Below are 16,681 nucleotides of genomic sequence, written 5' to 3' on the forward strand. Positions count from 1 at the left end.
TGGCGGATCTCAGGGAACAGCATGCAGATCGACCTCGCCGGCCTGGAACACGCGGCGCTCAACCGGACGCCGGATCGGTGGGCCAGGCTGCTGGCCGCCCTTCGCGCCCTCGTCAACCGCGCCGCGACCCAGCGGGTCGAGCATCCCGCCTTCGCCGGGCGGTTCGCCGCCGCCATCGGCCAGATCGTCGCCGATCCCGAGCTGACCGTCACGCCCGACGAGATCATGGAAGCTCTCGTCTACCGCCAGGAGCTGGAGAACCTGGTGCGGGCGAGCCCGGTCCGCAGCTTCGACCACGTTCTACGCGCCATGGGCTTCCAGCCGCGGGGCGGGACACCGGCCGCCCGCGCGGTCGAGCCGGCGCGGCTTGCGCGTGCGATGCTGCTCGTCACCCTCGACTCCGATGTGCAGTTCGGACCCGACGACGTGCTGGCCCTGCGCAGCGACCTCGCCCAGGTCGCCTACATTTCCTTCGTCGCCACGAAGCCGGTGGTGTCCGAGCTCGGCGCGGCGCGCCGGGAGGCCTTCGTCGCCCGCGCCGACGCCCTGCGCCCTGCGCCCCTGCCGGCGACCCTCAGCCAGCTCACCGCGCTGAGCGTCGCTTGGATGCTGTCCAGCTACGCCAGCCATCCACGCAAGCACCAGATCAAGGCCCCGCTCAACCGCACCCTCGTGGAGCTCGCCCGGCAGATCGGCATCGTCGAACCCCAGCTGCCAGCGCAGCGCGAGATCAAGGATCGACCGCGCATGGTCGTGGCGGCCGAGATCATGCACTCGAACCATGTGCAGTACCGCTACTTCGGACAGTACCTGCGCCAGCTGCGCCAGCGGTTCGAGATGGTGCTGATCACCGAGGAGACTGAGGTCGACGACGCCGTCCGCGGCCTCTACGACGAGGTCCATGCTTTCAAGCGCGGCGGACGCGGCGAGCACCTCAGCGAGATCGCCCGGCTCCTTACCGACACCCGGCCCGACATCGTCTTCTGGCCCAGCGTCGGAATGCGCCACTGGGGGCCGCTGCTCGCCAACCTGCGGTTCGCGCCGATCCAGATGACGGCCCTGGGCCACTCGGCCTCGACGTTCTGCCCGAACGTCGACTACTACCTGACAGAAGAGGGCTATGTGTCCGACCCGTCGCTGTTCGGCGAGCGGCTGCTCCTGCTGCCGGACGAGGCCCTGGTCTTCGAGCGTTCCCCCTCCTACGCGCCCGTACCGCCGGAAATCCGCGAGACGGCGAGGCCGCTGCGCGTCGCCCTGCCCAGCAACCTGCTGAAGCTGAACCCGCACTTCTTTGCGGTCCTGCGGACCATCCGCGAGCGCGCCGCGCGCGAGCTGGACTTCCATCTGTTCCCGAACGTCGGCGGGTCCGAGCATCTCGCCATCCGCCGTGTCGTCGACACCGCCCTGCCCGGGGCCACAGTCCACGGCCGCCTGCACTACGCCGACTATCTACGCCTGCTGTCGGCCTGCGACCTGAACCTCAGCCCGTTCCCCTTCGGCGGCTTGCACAGCGTCGTCGATTCGCTTCGCCAGGGGCTGCCGGTGGTGGCGCTGGAATGCCCCGAGCCGCACGGACGCACCGATTCCATGCTGCTGCGGCGGCTCGGCATGCCCGATTGGCTCGTCGCGACGACGGAGGACGAGTACGTGGCGGCCGCCCTGAAGGTGATCGAGGACGACGCGTTGCGGGTGCAGCTCTCGCAGCAGGCGCTCGGCCTGCAGATCGACCAGGTGCTGTTCGGCGACGGCTCCACCCCCTTGCGGCGCGAGGTGATCGACGCCGTCTGGTGGGCGTACCTGCACCACGATGAGGTCGTGGCGCGCGACCGGCGGGTGATCCGGCCGGCGGACTGGCGGGCGTCCTCGGGCGCGCTCTAGCGGATCATCGGCAGGACGGCCTCGGCCAAAGCCTGGCCCAGGCGGACCTGCCCCGCCGCGGCTATGTGCAGGCCGTCGGCCTGCATGGGGAGGCCCTGTGCGTCGACGGAGAAGGTCAGCGTGTCGGCGTTGTCCACCGCGGCCTGGGCGGCGCGCACCTCGCTCGCATGGGCTCCGAAGTCGGGGATCCGCGCCAGGACCACCGGCGCCGCAGGCTCGCGCCAGCCTTGCCGCATCGCCTTGATAAGCGCAGTAAGGTTGGCCCGGTAGGCGCGCGCGGCGGAGGCGTCCATCGCGTCGGCTTCGCCCTGGATCCAGACCACCGCGGCGATGCGGGGCTGAAGCCCCCTCGCCGCCAGCGCCGCCTTCGCCGCCTGCACCTCTGCGCTGGTCTCGGCGAAGAGCTCCTTCGAAGCGGGCGACCAGTCGAGACCCTCGCTCGGGGCCAGCGACGTCGAGCCGCGCGCCAGCTTCACGAGATAGAGAGGTCGATCGGGCCGCGCCGCGCGCCAGGTCCGCGCGAACCCGGCCTCCGGCCCCCATGCCCCCGGCCGGTTCGGAGAGCCCGTGTTGCGTCCGGGCTCCAGGACCTGGAACCGGCTGTCGCGCCAGATCATCGCCTGCGGATCCCGCTCGCGGAACTCCGCGGGAAGGTCCGCCCCCGATAGCCCGTAGCCCAGAGCATTGGACTGGCCCGCGATCACCACGAGGTCCGCCTCCGGCCGCCCGGCGCATCCCAGCGCCAGCAGCGCCAGGGCCGTCACGGCAAGGCGACGCGTTCGGATCATCTTCTCGATCACCGCTCGCCCCCAAACTCCGCTGTCGCCCGTAAAGGATGCGGCCGCGGATCGCAATGAAGCCCCGCCGCTTGGGCGACGTGGCAGGGTCATGCTAGTCGCCGCCCATGGACGCGGCGATCCTCTTCGAACCCGACGGATACCGGCTGGACCGGGGCAAGCTGATGGGCCGCCAGGCCGCCGGCAACGGTTTCCTGCGCGCGGTCGTGGCCGCCCACGCGGGCAGGCCGATCTGGGGCTATTCGCCGTTCGGCGATGCGTCGCAGAGCTTCCGCGAAACCGTCCGGGAGCTCGATCCGAACGGACGAACCGAATGGATTCGGCGCGAGGACCTGCGGGCCATGGCCGAACGCGGCGTGCTCTTCCGCCCGGACGGCGATCTCGGTCCTCAGGCGGACTTCCGCCTGCGCGCCGGCGTCGGCCGCTACAGCCTCTGCGGCGTCACCCACACGCTGTCGGGCCGGCCCATGGCCGCCTTCAGCGACTATCCTGTCGAGGCCCTGGCGCCGTGGGATGCGCTGATTTGCACCTCACGGGCGGCCGTCGCGGTCCTGGAGGGCGCGATCGTTGCGGGCGAGGAATACCTGTCGTGGCGCGTGGGGACCACGGTGCGCCCACAGCGTCCGCAGCTGCCGGTGATCCCGCTGGGGGTGCATGTCGCGGATTTCGACTTCGGTCCGGGTGAGCGCGTCGCGGCGCGTCGGGAGCTCGGGATCGCGGACGACGAGGTCATGGCCCTCTCGGCCGGCCGGCTCGTGTTTCACGCCAAGGCACACCCCTTCCAGATGTTCGAGGGCCTCGAAGCCGCGGCCCGGGCCACAGGGAACAAGATCGTCCTTGCCCTTGCCGGCCAAGCCTCCAATCCGCAGACGGCCCAGGCATATGCCGACGGAGCCGCCCGCTACTGCCCCAGCGTGCGAACGATATTCATCGACGGCAAGGACTTCGCCCGCTACCGCGCCGGCTGGGCCGCCGCCGACCTGTTCATCTCCATCTCCGACAACATCCAGGAAACCTTCGGCATCACCCCGCTGGAAGCGATGGCCGCCGGCCTGCCGGTCGTGGTCAGCGATTGGGACGGCTACCGCGACACGGTGCGCGACGGCCAGGACGGCTTCTGCATCACCACCTACGCCCCGGCCGCCGGCGCCCGGCCCCGCCATCGGCCGCGCCTTCGAGGCCGGCACGCTGAACTACGACTATCTGCTCTACCGCACCTGCATGGCGGTTTCCGTCGACATGCCCATGCTGGTCGAGCGCCTGACGGCCCTGGTTTCGGACGGCGCGCTCCGCCGACGTATGGGCGAGACGGGCCGCAGGCGGGCCCGCGAGGATTACGACTGGTCCCACATCTACCGGCGCTACCAGGCGCTCTGGGACGAGCTCAGCGCAATCCGTGTGCGCGAGTACGAGGGGAACCGCGCGTATTGGGACCGCGCCCCCCGCAGCGCCCCCGGCCACCGCGACCCGTTCGAGGTCTTCGCCGGCTTCCCTACCCGGACGTTGGGGCCCAGGGCTCGTGTGGAGCGCACCGAGACAGGTTCTGCCGAGGCCTACGTCGCGCTCGAGAGCGACGTCCTGTTCAGCCATTGGAAGATCGCGCCCCCCATTGTCGAGGCGCTCTTCCAACGCCTGGCGGCGGGCCCGGCCACCATGACCGAACTTCAGGCGGTCTCGACCCTGGACATGGCGCTGACCGCGGAGGTGGTCGGACGCCTGGCCAAGATGAACCTGGTGCGCCCCCTCTAGAGTATGCCCGGCAGGTCCAGGCCCTTCTCGCGGGCCGCGTCGAGGGCGATGTCGTAGCCGGCGTCGGCGTGGCGCATCACGCCCGTGGCGGGATCGTTCCAGAGCACGCGCTCGATCCGCTTCGCGGCCGCTTCGGTGCCGTCGCAGACGATGACCATGCCCGAGTGCTGGGAGTAGCCCATGCCCACGCCGCCGCCGTGGTGCAGGCTGACCCAGGTCGCCCCCGAGGCCGTGTTGAGCAGGGCGTTCAGCAACGGCCAGTCCGAGACGGCGTCGGAGCCATCGCGCATCGCCTCTGTTTCCCGGTTCGGCGAGGCGACGGAGCCGGAATCAAGGTGGTCGCGGCCGATGACCACTGGAGCCTTCAGTTCGCCCCGGGCCACCATCTCATTGAACGCCAGGCCCAGCCGGTGCCGGTCGCCCAGGCCCACCCAGCAGATGCGCGCCGGCAGCCCCTGGAACTTGATCTTCTTCCCGGCCATGTCGAGCCAGTTGTGCAGGTGCGGATTGTCGGGGATCAGTTCCTTCACCTTGGCGTCGGTGCGGGCAATGTCCTCCGGATCGCCGGATAGCGCCGCCCATCGGAAGGGCCCGATCCCTCGGCAGAACAATGGGCGGATATAAGCTGGCACGAAGCCGGGAAAGTCGAAGGCGTCCGTGACGCCCGCGTCCTTGGCCACCTGGCGGATGTTGTTGCCGTAGTCCACGGTCGGCACGCCGCGCTTGCGGAAGTCCAGCATCGCCCGGACGTGCTCGGCCATCGAGGCGCGGGCCGCCTCCTCCACCTGATCCGGCGCCTGCTCGCGCATCGCCGCCCAGCGCTCCAGGCTCCAGCCCTTCGGCAGGTAGCCGTTGATCGGATCATGCGCCGAGGTCTGGTCGGTCAGCAGGTCGGGCAGCACGCCGCGGGCCAGGATTTCCGGCAGCACCTCGCAGGCGTTGCCCAGGAGGCCAATCGAAACCGCCTGTCGCTCGGCCCTGGCGCGCTCGATGATCTGAAGCGCCTCGTCCAGCGTCTCGGCGGCGTGGTCAAGGTAGCCGGTGCGCAGGCGCATCTCGATCCGGCTCGGCTGGCACTCGATGGCGAGGCACGAAGCGCCGGCCATCACGGCCGCCAGGGGCTGCGCCCCACCCATGCCGCCCAGGCCCGCCGTCAGGAGCCAGCGGCCGGACAGGTCTCCGCCGTAGTGCTGGCGGCCCATCTCGACGAAGGTCTCGTAGGTGCCCTGAACGATGCCCTGCGTGCCGATGTAGATCCACGACCCGGCGGTCATCTGGCCATACATGGCGAGCCCCTTGCGATCGAGCTCGTTGAAGTGCTCCCAGCTCGCCCACTTCGGCACGAGGTTGGAATTCGCCAGCAGCACGCGCGGGGCGTCCGGGTGCGTGCGGAACACGCCCACCGGCTTGCCGGATTGAATCAGCAGGGTCTCGTCCTCGCCGAGCCGCTTCAGCGTCTCGACGATCGTGTCGTAGCTCTCCCAGTCCCGGGCCGCCTTGCCGATCCCGCCGTAGACCACGAGGTCTTCCGGCCGCTCGGCCACGTCCGGATGCAGGTTGTTCATCAGCATCCTGAGCGGCGCTTCGGTGAGCCAGCTCTTCGTCGTCAGCTCTGGGCCGACGGGCGGACGAATGACGCGGGTGGGGTCGTGACGGGTCATCGGCGGGCAAAATCCAGGCAGGCGTTGAGAACGTGGCTGAGGGCGCTACGCATGCTGCGGGCGCGGTCGTGATCGTACGGCGTCGGCCAGACGCCGGGCTGCAGCGGGCCGTCCGGTTCGTCCATGTAGCCGCGGCAGGCCAGCTCCATCTGGACGGCGTGAACACCGTCGCCGGGGCGGCCGTAGTGGCGGGTCGTCCAGCCGCCCTTGAAGCGCCCATTGGTCACTCGGCTGTAGCCCGATACGTCGCACGCGGCCTCGACGGCAGTCGCCAGCGCGGGATCGCAGCTCGCGCCGGAATGCGTCCCGATGTTGAAGTTCGGGAGCTCGCCTTCAAACAGCCTCGGGACCCGCGAGCGGATGGAATGGGCCTCGTACAGCACCACCTTGCCATGGGCGGCGCGCAGGCGGTCGAGCTCGGCGGCCAGCGTGGCGTGATAAGGCTCGAACCAGGTCGCCCGCCGCTGGTCGATCTCGGCAGCGCACGGCCCCTGCCCCTCCAGATACAGCGGCTCGCCGTCGAAGGTGGTCGTCGGGCAGAGTTCGGTCGTCGCCTGGCCCGGATAAAGCGACGCGCCCGACGGATCGCGGTTCACATCGATGACCGTCCGCGAGATGTTCGTCCGCACCGTGGTCGCTCCGAGGTCGGCGGCGAAGTCGTACAGGCGCTCGATCCACCAGTCGGCGTCCTTGCGCGCCAGCCAAGGCGAGACCAGTCGCGCTTCGATCTCGGGCGGGATGTCCGTGCCCGTGTGCGGAAAGCTGACGACCAGGGGCGCTTCGCCGCGCGCGACCTCCAGCCAGTCGGTGGACGGCGCCATCACGCGACACCCGGCAGGTCGGCCAGCGCCAGCTCCCCCGCCCGCAGAATGGCGACGGCGGCCTCGATGTCCGGGGCGAAGTGGCGGTCGTTGTCGAGGGCCGGCACGTCCCGGCGCAGGCGCGCGCGGACGGTCTCCAGCGCCGCGCTCGACGCCAGCGGCGCATGGAAGTCGCAACCTTGCGCCGCCGCCAGCAGCTCCACCGCCAGCACGCCCTCGAGATTGCGGGTCATCGCGAGAAGGCGACGGGCTCCATGCGCGGCCATCGAGACGTGGTCCTCCTGGTTGGCGCTGGTCGGGATGGAATCGACGCTCGCCGGATGGGCCAGCTGCTTGTTCTCCGACACGAGCGCGGCGGCGGTCACCTGTGGGATCATGAAGCCCGAGTTCAAACCGGGTTTCGGCGTGAGGAAGGCGGGCAGGCCCGACAGCGCCGGGTCCACCAGCATGGCCACCCGCCGCTCGGCGATTGAACCGATCTCGCAGACCGCCAGGGCGATCATGTCGGCCGCGAAGGCAACCGGTTCGGCATGGAAGTTGCCGCCCGACAGCGCCTCGTCCGCATCCGGGAAGATCAGCGGATTGTCCGAGACCCCGTTCGCCTCGACCGTGAGCGTCGCCGCGGCCTGACGCAGCACGTCCAGAGCCGCGCCCATCACCTGCGGCTGGCAGCGCAGGCAGTACGGGTCCTGCACCCGCTCGTCGTCCTTGAGATGCGAGGCGCGGATGGCGGACCCGGCCATCAGCGCGCGCAGGGCGTCGGCGGCTTCGATCTGGCCCGGCTGGCGGCGCAGCGCATGAATTCGAGGGTCGAACGGCGTGTCCGAGCCCTTGGCGGCCTCGGTCGACAGGGCGCCGGTCACCAGGGCTGAGCGGAACAGACGCTCCGCCTCGAAAAGCCCTGCGAGCGCGTTGGCGGTCGAGAACTGGGTTCCGTTCAGCAGCGCGAGGCCCTCCTTGGGCCCCAGCTCCAGTGGCGCAAGGCCTGCGGCCGCCAGCGCCTGGCCGGCCTCGGCGCGGCGGCCGCCTGCCTCGATCTCGCCAACCCCGATCATGGCCGCAGCCATGTGCGCCAGGGGCGCGAGGTCTCCCGAGGCGCCGACCGAGCCCTGCCCCGGCACGACGGGGATCAGGTCGAGCTGGATCATCTTCTCCAGCAACTGGATGGTCGCGGGAGCCACGCCCGAGGCCCCCTGGGCCAGACTGGCCAGCTTCAGCGCCATCATCAGCCGCACCACGGCGCGCGGCGACGGATCGCCGACCCCCGCGGCATGACTGAGCACCAGGTTCCGCTGCAGGGTCGCCAGGTCGGCGTCGGCGATGCGCACGGTGGCGAGCTTTCCGAAACCGGTGTTGATCCCGTAGACCGGCTCGCCCTTGGCCAGGATGCGCGCCACGGCGGCCGCGCTCTCGGCGACGACGGCGTCGGTCGCGGGGTCGAGGCGTACCGCAGCGCCGTTCCAGATGGCGCGCCAGTCGGCCAGCGGCGTGTCGCCGGGCCGGATCACGATCTCGGTCAATGGCCCCTCCAGACGCGGGCGTGCAGCGGATTGAATCCCATCCGGTAGACGAGCTCGGCCGGGCGCTCGATGTCCCAGATGGCGAGGTCGCAGATCTTGCCCGGCTCCAGCGTGCCGACATCGTCCTGACGGCCGAGGGCCCGGGCGGCGTTGCGCGTGACGCCCGTGAGGCATTCCTCCACGGTCAGGCGGAAGAGCGTCGCGCCCATGTTCATGGCCAGCAGCAACGAGGTCAGCGGCGAGGTGCCGGGATTGCAGTCGGTCGCGATCGCCATCGGCACGTTCGCAGCCCGCAGGCCCGCGATCGGCGGGACCTTCTCGTCCCGCAGGAAGTAGAAGGCTCCCGGCAGCAGCACCGCGGTCGTGCCCGCCTGGGCCATCGCCTGCACTCCGGCGTCGTCCAGGTGCTCGAGATGGTCGGCCGAAAGTGCGCCGTAGCGGGCGGCGAGCGCCGCGCCGTCCAGGTTCGACAACTGCTCGGCATGCAGCTTCACCGGCAGCCCCGCGGCCTGCGCCGCCTGGAACACCCGCTCCGTCTGGACCGGCGTGAAGCCTATGCCCTCGCAGAAGGCGTCCACAGCGTCAGCGAGGCCCGCCTGGGCCACCGCAGGGATCATCTCCTCGCAGACGACGTCGATGTAGCCGTCGGGATCGCCGGCGAATTCCGGCGGTAGGGCGTGGGCCCCGAGGAAGGTGGCCGCGATCGTCGCCCGATCGCCAAGGGCGCGGGCCGCGCGCAGCAGCTTGAGCTCGTCGGCCGTCGACAGGCCGTAACCGGACTTCACCTCCACCGTGGTGACGCCTTCGGCGACCAGAGCCTCCAGCCTTGGCCGGGCGGCCGACGTCAGCTCGACCTCGGACGCCGCCCGTGTCGCCGCAACCGTCGAAGCGATGCCGCCGCCAGCCCTGGCGATCTCCTCGTAGGTCGCTCCCTGCAGGCGCAGCTCGAACTCATGAGCGCGGTCGCCCGCATGGACGAGGTGGGTATGGCAGTCGATCAGGCCAGGGGTGATCCACCGGCCTTCGCAGTCGATCCGCCGTCCCGCCAGGACCTCGCCGGGCGCGTCGGCGGCGGGGCCGACATAGACGATCCGCTCGCCGTCCGCCGCCACCGCGCCGTCCTCGATGACGCCAAGGCCCGGCAGGCGCGGGTCGACCGTCGCGAGCCGGGCGTTCACCCAGATGTTCATGCGGCCTCCCTCCGTGCTTGCGGCCATCGATATGTATAGACATTATGGCGCAGGCCGAAAGGGTGTCCAGTGACTGAAAGCTCCCTCTGGTTCGAACATGCGTTGCTGAGCGATGGCTGGGCGCGTGGGGTCCGACTGTCGTTCGTCGACGGACGGATCGCGCACATCGTTTGCGATGCGACCCGCCGGCCCGACGACTCCGCCCATGGCGCGGCCCTGCCCGGCCTCTGCAACCTGCACAGCCACGCCTTTCAACGCGGCATGGCGGGGATGGCCGAGGTTGCGGGGCCCGAGGGCGACAACTTCTGGACCTGGCGTGAAGCCATGTACCTGTTCGTCGATCGCCTCACGCCCGACGACAACCGCGCCATCGCCGAGCTCGCCTTCGCCGAAATGCTGGAAGCCGGCTTCACCCGGGTGGGCGAGTTCCACTACCTGCACAACGACCTGGACGGCGGCGCCTATGCCGATCCCGCCGAAATGGCCCACGGCATCGTCGGCGCCGCCGAGACCACGGGGATCGCGCTCACCCTGCTGCCGGTCTTTTATGCCCACGCCAACTTTGGCGGCCTGCCGCCCAAGCCCGGTCAGCGGCGCTTCATCCAGCACGTCGAAGGCTTCGGCCGGCTGCTCGAAGCTAGCCGGGCCGCCGTCGCTGGCCTCCCGGACTCCGTCGTCGGCGCCCGCGCCCCACAGCCTGCGCGCGGTGACGCCGGACGAGCTCGCCGCGGTCGTGGCCCTCACCGAGGGGCCGGTCCACACTCACGCCGCCGAACAGGTGAAGGAGGTCGAGGACTGCCTGGCCTGGTCAGGCGCCAGGCCAGTGGAATGGCTCCTGGACAACGCCGCCGTGGACGATCGCTGGTGCCTGGTTCACGCCACCCACATGACGCCGGACGAGACGCGTGGCCTGGCCGCCAGCGGCGCCGTGGCCGGCCTCTGTCCGGTCACCGAGGCCAATCTCGGAGACGGCGTCTTCCCGACGCGAGACTATCTGCGGCACGGCGGCGCGCTGGGCGTCGGCACCGATTCCAACGTGCTCATCGACGCCGCCGCGGAGCTCCGCGGCCTGGAGTACGCCCAGCGCCTTGTCGCGCGGGCCCGGAACGTCACCGCGCCTGGCGCGGGCCGTTCCACCGGCGCCACCCTCTTCCAGGCGGCCTTGGCGGGCGGCGCGCAGGCGCTCGGCGCTCAGGCCGGCCTCCGGGTCGGCGCGCCCGCCGACCTCGTTGCGCTGGACCTCGACCACCCTTCGCTGGCGGGACGCGGCGGAGACGCCATCCTGGATGCCTGGATCTTCGCCTGCCGGGACAATCCGGTAAGCGCCGTCTGGCGGCGCGGGCGACAGGTGGTCGCTGACGGCCGGCATGTCGCCCGCGACGCCATCGTCGCCCGCTACCGCGAGACGCTCGCCCGGATCACGGCATGAGCGAGGCCTCGCTCCATCGACGCATCCGAGCGGACGTCCAGGCGCGCATCCTCTCCGGCGAATGGCCGCCGGGCCATCGCATCCCCGCCGAGCACGAACTGATGGCCGATTACGGCTGCTCGCGCATGACGGTGAACAAGGCTCTGGGTCCTCTGACCGAAGCCGGGCTGATCGAACGCCGCAGGCGGGCCGGCTCCTTTGTGGCCAGACCGAAGATCCACTCGGCCGTGCTCGACATCCCCGATATCGCCGCGGAAGTCGCCGCGCGTGGCGAGGCCTATGGCTACGAACTGCTCGCCCGCGAGGAACGGCCGGCCAACGATGAGGAAGCGCGGGCGCTCGACCTCGACCCCGCAGCGCCCGTACTGGCGCTGCGCTGCCTGCATCGGGCGGCGGGGCGGCCCTTCGCGCTGGAGGAGCGGCTGGTGAATCTGGCCGCCGTTCCCGAAGCCCGCGCCGTGGATTTCGAGCGGACGCCGCCCGGAAGCTGGTTGCTGGGCCACGTCCCATGGACCGAGGCCGAGCACCGCATCGGCGCGGCCGCGGCCGGGCGTGTCGCCGCCAAAACCCTCGGGATTTCGACAGGCGCAGCCTGCCTCGTGCTGCATCGCCGAACCTGGCGGGGCAGCGAGCGTATCACCGACGTACGCATGACCTTTCCGGGCGACGCTTACGACCTCGTCGCCCGCTTCACGCCCTCCCAGACCTGAGCGCGGCGAAAGCCGGGCGCAAACGAAAAGCCCCCGGCCGGCGGCCGGGGGCTTGCGTGACAGCGCCGGCGGACCGGCGCAATGTCTTGCCGTCTTACTTCGACGGGCTGGTGTCGGGCGTGTTCTGGGTGGTGGCGCCGCCGTCGGCGTTGCCGGCCTGTTGCTCGATGGCGTCGGCCTGGGCGTTCAGGGCCTTTTCCTGAGCTTCGTTCGGCGTCGCGGCAGCTTGGCTCTCAAGCGCATCGGCCTTCTGCTCGGCGGCCTGGTCCTGCGGGCTGCTGCACGCGGCGAGCGAGACAGCGGCGAGAGCGGCGAAAGCGGCAGTGCGGAGTTTCATGGTTCAGCCCCTTGTTTGGGTTGCAAGCTGGACCGTAACGGCGATCCTTATCTTTTGGTTCCTCGCGATCTTGTGATCGACCGGCCATTTGCGGCGAATACGGGGTCCTTCGCGCGGATTTCCGCAGCCTCCCGCCCCGGCAGGAGGCTAGCGCGCAGCGACGAAATTTGACGCGCATCAAGGTGTGGCGCGCGCCATCGGCTAGCCTCGACGCCTACACGCCAGGCCGGGCGGAGGCGGTCGATGCTGGGCATGAAGCTGTCGGCGCCGCGCAGGCCGCTTGCGCCGATACGCTGCGAAGATCCTGATCCGGGCCCTGGCGAGGTGCGGCTGCGGGTCCAGGCCTGCGGCGTTTGCCGGACCGACCTGCACATCGCCGACGGCGAGCTCGCCCTGCGCCCCGGGGGCGTGATCCCCGCGCTCCGCCCGGGCTATCGCTTTTGGGGTCGCGTCATCCTGCGAGACGCCCGCGGCGGTGAAGGCGCCTCTCGGCGCGCTTGTGCGGCGGGATGGCGGCTGGGCCGCCGATGCGATCGTTGACGGACGGGCGCGGCTGACGCCCATCGAAGCGGGCGCGCTGACGGTCCGCGAGGCCGAGGTGCGGTCCGGCCTGCAGCCCGGTCAGCAGCTCGTTGTCTTCCCCTCCGACAAGGTGAAGGACGGCGTCCGCGTCCGGCCGCGGCCGAGACCCGGTTTAACCTCGGCCCCCCCCACCTCGACACTTCCGCATCGGCCGCGAACCGGCTCACTGCCGTCACGGACACCTGCGAGGTGTCCCACACCGCCCCGTCGATCAGCCGTCGCAGATGCTTACTGAGCGACAATGGGCTCTTGCTCGAGTTCGCCGGCCCATGACGGACGGCCATGTGGCGGAGCGCCGCTCGCTTCGGCAACCTGAGCCCATTGTCGCTGGCCGCGACGCGCCCTAGGCAAGCGGAAGGGGCAGCGAAGCGGAGGGCTTGGCCTTGATCGTCGATGAGCTTCGCGACCAGCCCGCCTATCTATTGAGCCCCGCCGTGCTCATGGCCGGCTCGGCCCTCGCGTTCTCCACGGACCTTCAGACCGCCTACAGCGCCGCGCCGTTCGACCCGAAGCGTGAGCATCTTCAGGAAGAGATGATCCGCACGCTCGTGCGCACACCGGTAGGCGACCAGATCGGTTTCGAGTTCGCGCAGACGCCGGACATCGCCGCGCATCTGAGCCGCGACGCCATCCCGTTGAACCTGCTGCACTCCGGCAACTACTTCCACTTCCTCGTCGAGGCGCTTCCGAACCTGCTCGTGCTTCTGCAGAACGATCTGGTCGGCCCGAACAGCCTCATTGTCAGCGGCCTGCTCCACTCCAACATGTGGAGCGCTCTGCAGCTCGTGCTTCGCGGCCGCGAGACCCCGATCCTCCAACTCCGCAAGCACCAAGCCGTCTCAGCGGACCGTGCAATCCTGCTGCCGCCTGCGTGGCATGCCAGCGAATTGCTGGGCGGCGCCATCTCCGACAGCACCTATGACGTGACGAAGATCCAGCTGCTGCGCGATAGCTTCAGGCCGCTGTGGCCGGACGGCGCCAATGACCTGAAACTTTTCATCCGGCGCGCCAGCGGCCAGCGCATCGTGTCGAACGCGCAAGAGGTGGAACAGGCGGCGATCCAGGCCGGCTATCACGTGATCGATCCGGGTCAGTTCTCGTTCGAGGAGCAGGTCCGGATCTTCCAATCGGCAAGCCATGTGGCAGGACCGACCGGCGCCTGGCTTGCCAACCTTGTCTTCACCCGTGAAGACGCTCGAGTTTCGGTCTTCTACCCCGAGACGGGTCGGGTCGAACGAACGATCTGGCGCCTCCTGGCGGAAATCTGCGGCGTGGCGATCGACGAGATTTACTGCCCTGTTACTCTGTATCGGGAGCGGCAGCCTATCCACTCGGACTTCCTCATACCGGCGGAAGCGCTGGCGGAGAGCCTGCGCGTCTGAGGACGCTCTGGCCAAGGAAGTGACGCTTGGCTGCGTTCGAAGTGCAGCTGCTAGTAGCCGTACGATTGATGATCGGGAGTGCGGGCTCGCGGTGCGACGCCGCGTCGGCCCAGAGGCGGGTGGCGCGGCCACTTGATCGACGCGCATGCAGCATCCCACAGGCTCGCTGCGGCCTCAGGAACACGGCGCGAACATCGATTTGGGTGCCGCGAAAGGCGTGCAGTATGATGCTCAGTCTAGCTCCCACCCGAAAGATCGATCGATCGATTTCAGGAACCTAGAGGGCTTGCCTGGCGAATTCTTGCAGCCGGAATGTAAACTGCATCGGAAGCCCCGTCTGCGTAAACAGCTGATTTCCGGAGAAGAATGGCGCGCCCGGAACGATCTGAACGTCCGACCCTCAGATTCGTAGTCTGATGCTCTATCCAGCTGAGCTACGGGCGCGCATGCCTTTCGGCGAGGCGGGCTATCTAGCGAGGTGTAGAGACCGTTTCAACCCGTTTCCTCATTCCCACGCGCAAGACCCCTTGCCCCGCTCCCGCCCAGACCGCGGAAGACTGAGCGCCGCCGCGCCGAGCCGCGTTGCCAGTTCGCCGGTAACCAGAGTAACGGCTTGCGTCATGCTGAACAGCACCCGCGCCTCAGGGCTGACGTTCCTCTTCCCCGAAGGCGACACGGTCGTGGGACCCACGCTGCAGGCCTACGGCGAGTTCGCCCAGCCGGAGGTGGATTTCCTGGTCGAGGCGGCCGCCGCGCCGGAGGGCCGCTACCTCGATGTCGGCGCGAACATCGGGGCCATCGCACTGCCGTTCGCCCGGCGTCGGCCGGCCTGGAAAGTGACGGCGATCGAGGCTCACCGGGGGCTTGCCGCCATCCTGGCGGCCAACACCCACGGTAACCACCTGGCCAATGTCGACGTCATCAACGCCGCCGCCGGTCCCACTCGCGCCATAGCGGAGTTCCCGCTGCTGTCCCTCGATCAGAAGGTGAATTTCGGCGACTCGGGTTTCCACCGGGCCGCAGCCAAGACGCCCGTGCTGCAACTGCCGCTGGACGAGATCGCCTCCGACGCGGACGTCATCAAGGTCGACGTCCAGGGCTTCGAGGCCGAGGTGCTCAGGGGCTCGACCGCAATCCGGGCCGCGGGCAAGGCGATCTGGTTCCTCGAGACGCCCGCCGACGCGAAGGCTCGGGCCGAGGTCTTCGACCTGCTGCGCGCCGCCCGCTGCGAGCTGTTCTGGTTCTTCTCGCCCTTCGGCACGCGCCGCTCGCCGCGAAATCCCGTGGAGGGCAAGGGCGTCGGCGGCGACGCGAACTGGGTCGCCGTGCCGCCCGGCAGGGGCGCCGCCTGGCCGTTGACGCCAGTCCGGGACGCGCAGGAGCCGCGTCCCGGCCACGCCGACGCCTACCCGTACCTCGAGCGGTACGGCTTCAGCGGCTGAACGGTCAGGGCACCGGCACGCCCAGCGCCCCGCCCACCGCGCCGCCCAGGCCGCGCATGATCGCCTTCCGACGCTCGGCCTTCGGATCCTTGGGCGGCTGCTGCGCCTGGCCGGGCCGCGCGGGCCGGTCGTCCTCGTCGTCGGCAAAAGACGCGGCAGGGCCCATCCCCGGCATCGGCTGGCCCAGCAGACCGCCCGTGGCCGAGCGATAGCGGACCTTCACGGCCCACTCCTGGTTCCAGGCGATCTTCGGGTCCTCCGGCCGCGGCGGATGGACGAAATTCGCTTCGCCGCCATAGGCGACCAGCTGGAACATCGCCTGCGGCGCCGCCTCCAGAACCTCCTTCGGCACGGCGCAGCTCGTCGTCTGAGGCCCCATCAGGGCCTTGCTGGCCACCAGCCGGGTGATGTCGCCCTGGCTGAGGTAGTCGGGGTTCGAAAACGCCGTCGCCTGGGTCTCAGAGGACGACCACATGACCATCGTCTCGCCCTCGCCGCCCATGGCGCTGGCGTAATAGGCCCGGGCCTGGGGCACGGCGGCCCAGCCGAGGTTGGCCCAGCCGCCGGGGGCCTTCTGGTTCGTCGTGACGTTCAGCGGCGCGAGGAAGTCCTGCTCGGCGCCGAGGGTGAAGTTGATCTCCGGGCTGTAGTTGCCGCGGACGGCGTGCGCGCCCACCAGCGAACCGCGCGCCGGCACGAGGTCCCGGGTCTTCTCGTTCGGCCACTCGCCGTAGGTCCTGTTGCGACCCGGGCTGGGAGGCTGCATGGCGCGGTAGTCGATGCCGCGGAACATGCCCGCCGGGTTCTGCTTGCCCTCCGCCATATTGGCGAAATCGATCACATAGGGCTGACCCGGCCGGGCCTTCTCCCCGCAGCCCCAGAAGATCAGCATCTTGCCGCGGGGCTTGCGATACTCGGGCGGCACGGCCTCGTCCGGCGTTTCCTCGCGAAGGGCAGGCGCCTGTTTCGGCGTCAGCAGCGGCAGCTTCTGACCGGCCTGCAGGCCGGCCGGCGGCAGGTGGTCGGCGGCCGGAGACGGATTGGTCTGGCTGGAGCCCAGCTGCAGTTGCAGCGACTTGGAGGCCCCCCGCCGCCCATCATGGCGCGCATCATCGCGCCGGCGTCCGGCCCGCCGCCGGCCGTGGGCATCCCGAAGCCGGTTTGGGTCGCCGCGCTCATCCAA

General features: G+C 70.0%; 14 protein-coding genes, 1 tRNA gene and 2 pseudogenes. 9 read left to right on the forward strand and 8 right to left on the reverse strand.

Going from position 1 to position 16,681, the window contains the following annotated elements:
• Positions 1-21 precede the first annotated feature (21 nt).
• Positions 22-1,878 carry a hypothetical protein gene (locus LRS10_RS03805; protein ID WP_257836088.1) on the forward strand — a complete coding sequence of 619 codons (1,857 nt, stop codon included), beginning with the start codon at positions 22-24 and terminating at the stop codon, positions 1,876-1,878.
• On the opposite strand, the gene LRS10_RS03810 is transcribed toward LRS10_RS03805, so the two are convergent.
• Positions 1,875-2,678: a sialate O-acetylesterase gene (locus LRS10_RS03810; RefSeq protein WP_257836089.1), complete on the reverse strand. Its 804-nt coding sequence runs from the start codon at positions 2,676-2,678 to the stop codon at positions 1,875-1,877. The two genes, LRS10_RS03805 and LRS10_RS03810, sit on opposite strands and share 4 nt — an antisense overlap.
• 728 nt (positions 2,679-3,406) lie before the next feature.
• Here LRS10_RS03810 and LRS10_RS24885 point away from each other — a divergent pair.
• Both LRS10_RS24885 and LRS10_RS03820 read left to right on the forward strand, forming a co-directional pair.
• A pseudogene (locus LRS10_RS24885) lies at positions 3,407-3,760 on the forward strand (glycosyltransferase); the annotation flags it as partial.
• A gap of 136 nt (positions 3,761-3,896) precedes the next feature.
• On the forward strand, positions 3,897-4,424 hold the full coding sequence (locus LRS10_RS03820; protein WP_257836091.1) for a glycosyltransferase: 528 nt from the start codon (positions 3,897-3,899) through the stop codon (positions 4,422-4,424).
• Here the strand turns inward: LRS10_RS03820 and hutU are convergent.
• Genes hutU through hutI form a run of 4 tightly spaced genes read right to left on the reverse strand, consistent with a single transcriptional unit; the run spans position 4,421 to position 9,616 of the window.
• Entirely contained in the window at positions 4,421-6,085 is a 1,665-nt protein-coding gene (gene hutU / locus LRS10_RS03825; RefSeq protein WP_257836092.1) for a urocanate hydratase, read from the reverse strand. The genes LRS10_RS03820 and hutU overlap by 4 nt on opposite strands.
• On the reverse strand, positions 6,082-6,906 hold the full coding sequence (gene hutG, locus LRS10_RS03830) for an N-formylglutamate deformylase (protein ID WP_257836093.1): 825 nt from the start codon (positions 6,904-6,906) through the stop codon (positions 6,082-6,084). Before hutG ends, hutU begins: the two co-directional genes overlap by 4 nt.
• Positions 6,906-8,438, reverse strand: a complete 1,533-nt coding sequence (hutH, locus tag LRS10_RS03835) for a histidine ammonia-lyase (protein WP_257839077.1) — start codon at positions 8,436-8,438, stop codon at positions 6,906-6,908. Before hutH ends, hutG begins: the two co-directional genes overlap by 1 nt.
• On the reverse strand, positions 8,423-9,616 hold the full coding sequence (gene hutI, locus LRS10_RS03840; RefSeq protein WP_257836094.1) for an imidazolonepropionase: 1,194 nt from the start codon (positions 9,614-9,616) through the stop codon (positions 8,423-8,425). Before hutI ends, hutH begins: the two co-directional genes overlap by 16 nt.
• A gap of 69 nt (positions 9,617-9,685) precedes the next feature.
• On the opposite strand from hutI, the pseudogene LRS10_RS24890 reads away from it, so the two are divergent.
• The 3 genes and pseudogenes from LRS10_RS24890 to hutC all read left to right on the forward strand — a co-directional run.
• Positions 9,686-9,772: pseudogene (locus LRS10_RS24890) on the forward strand (hypothetical protein); the annotation flags it as partial.
• A gap of 577 nt (positions 9,773-10,349) precedes the next feature.
• A complete protein-coding gene (locus tag LRS10_RS24260; protein ID WP_308237906.1) occupies positions 10,350-11,045 on the forward strand; it encodes an amidohydrolase family protein in 696 nt (231 codons plus the stop codon).
• Positions 11,042-11,755, forward strand: coding sequence for a histidine utilization repressor (hutC, locus tag LRS10_RS03850; RefSeq protein ID WP_257836095.1), 714 nt, complete (start codon positions 11,042-11,044; stop codon positions 11,753-11,755). Before LRS10_RS24260 ends, hutC begins: the two co-directional genes overlap by 4 nt.
• A gap of 94 nt (positions 11,756-11,849) precedes the next feature.
• Here the strand turns inward: hutC and LRS10_RS03855 are convergent, their stop codons facing one another.
• Positions 11,850-12,092 carry a hypothetical protein gene (locus LRS10_RS03855; protein ID WP_257836096.1) on the reverse strand — a complete coding sequence of 81 codons (243 nt, stop codon included), beginning with the start codon at positions 12,090-12,092 and terminating at the stop codon, positions 11,850-11,852.
• A gap of 252 nt (positions 12,093-12,344) precedes the next feature.
• Between LRS10_RS03855 and LRS10_RS03860 the strand changes: the two genes are divergently transcribed.
• Positions 12,345-12,632: an alcohol dehydrogenase catalytic domain-containing protein gene (locus LRS10_RS03860; RefSeq protein WP_257839078.1), complete on the forward strand. Its 288-nt coding sequence runs from the start codon at positions 12,345-12,347 to the stop codon at positions 12,630-12,632.
• 425 nt (positions 12,633-13,057) lie between these two features.
• Positions 13,058-14,056, forward strand: coding sequence for a DUF563 domain-containing protein (locus LRS10_RS03865; protein WP_257836097.1), 999 nt, complete (start codon positions 13,058-13,060; stop codon positions 14,054-14,056).
• A 367-nt stretch (positions 14,057-14,423) separates the two neighbouring features.
• On the opposite strand, the gene LRS10_RS03870 is transcribed toward LRS10_RS03865, so the two are convergent.
• Positions 14,424-14,500 (reverse strand) — tRNA-Arg (locus LRS10_RS03870).
• Positions 14,501-14,676: 176 nt separating this feature from the next.
• On the opposite strand from LRS10_RS03870, the gene LRS10_RS03875 reads away from it, so the two are divergent.
• A complete protein-coding gene (locus LRS10_RS03875; protein WP_257836098.1) occupies positions 14,677-15,498 on the forward strand; it encodes an FkbM family methyltransferase in 822 nt (273 codons plus the stop codon).
• Between the two features lie 4 nt (positions 15,499-15,502).
• On the opposite strand, the gene LRS10_RS03880 is transcribed toward LRS10_RS03875, so the two are convergent.
• Positions 15,503-16,423, reverse strand: a complete 921-nt coding sequence (locus tag LRS10_RS03880; protein ID WP_308237907.1) for a hypothetical protein — start codon at positions 16,421-16,423, stop codon at positions 15,503-15,505.
• Positions 16,424-16,681 lie beyond the last annotated feature (258 nt).

Origin of the sequence: Phenylobacterium sp. J426, assembly GCF_024699945.1 — a bacterium.
In the GTDB taxonomy this organism is placed as follows: domain Bacteria; phylum Pseudomonadota; class Alphaproteobacteria; order Caulobacterales; family Caulobacteraceae; genus Phenylobacterium.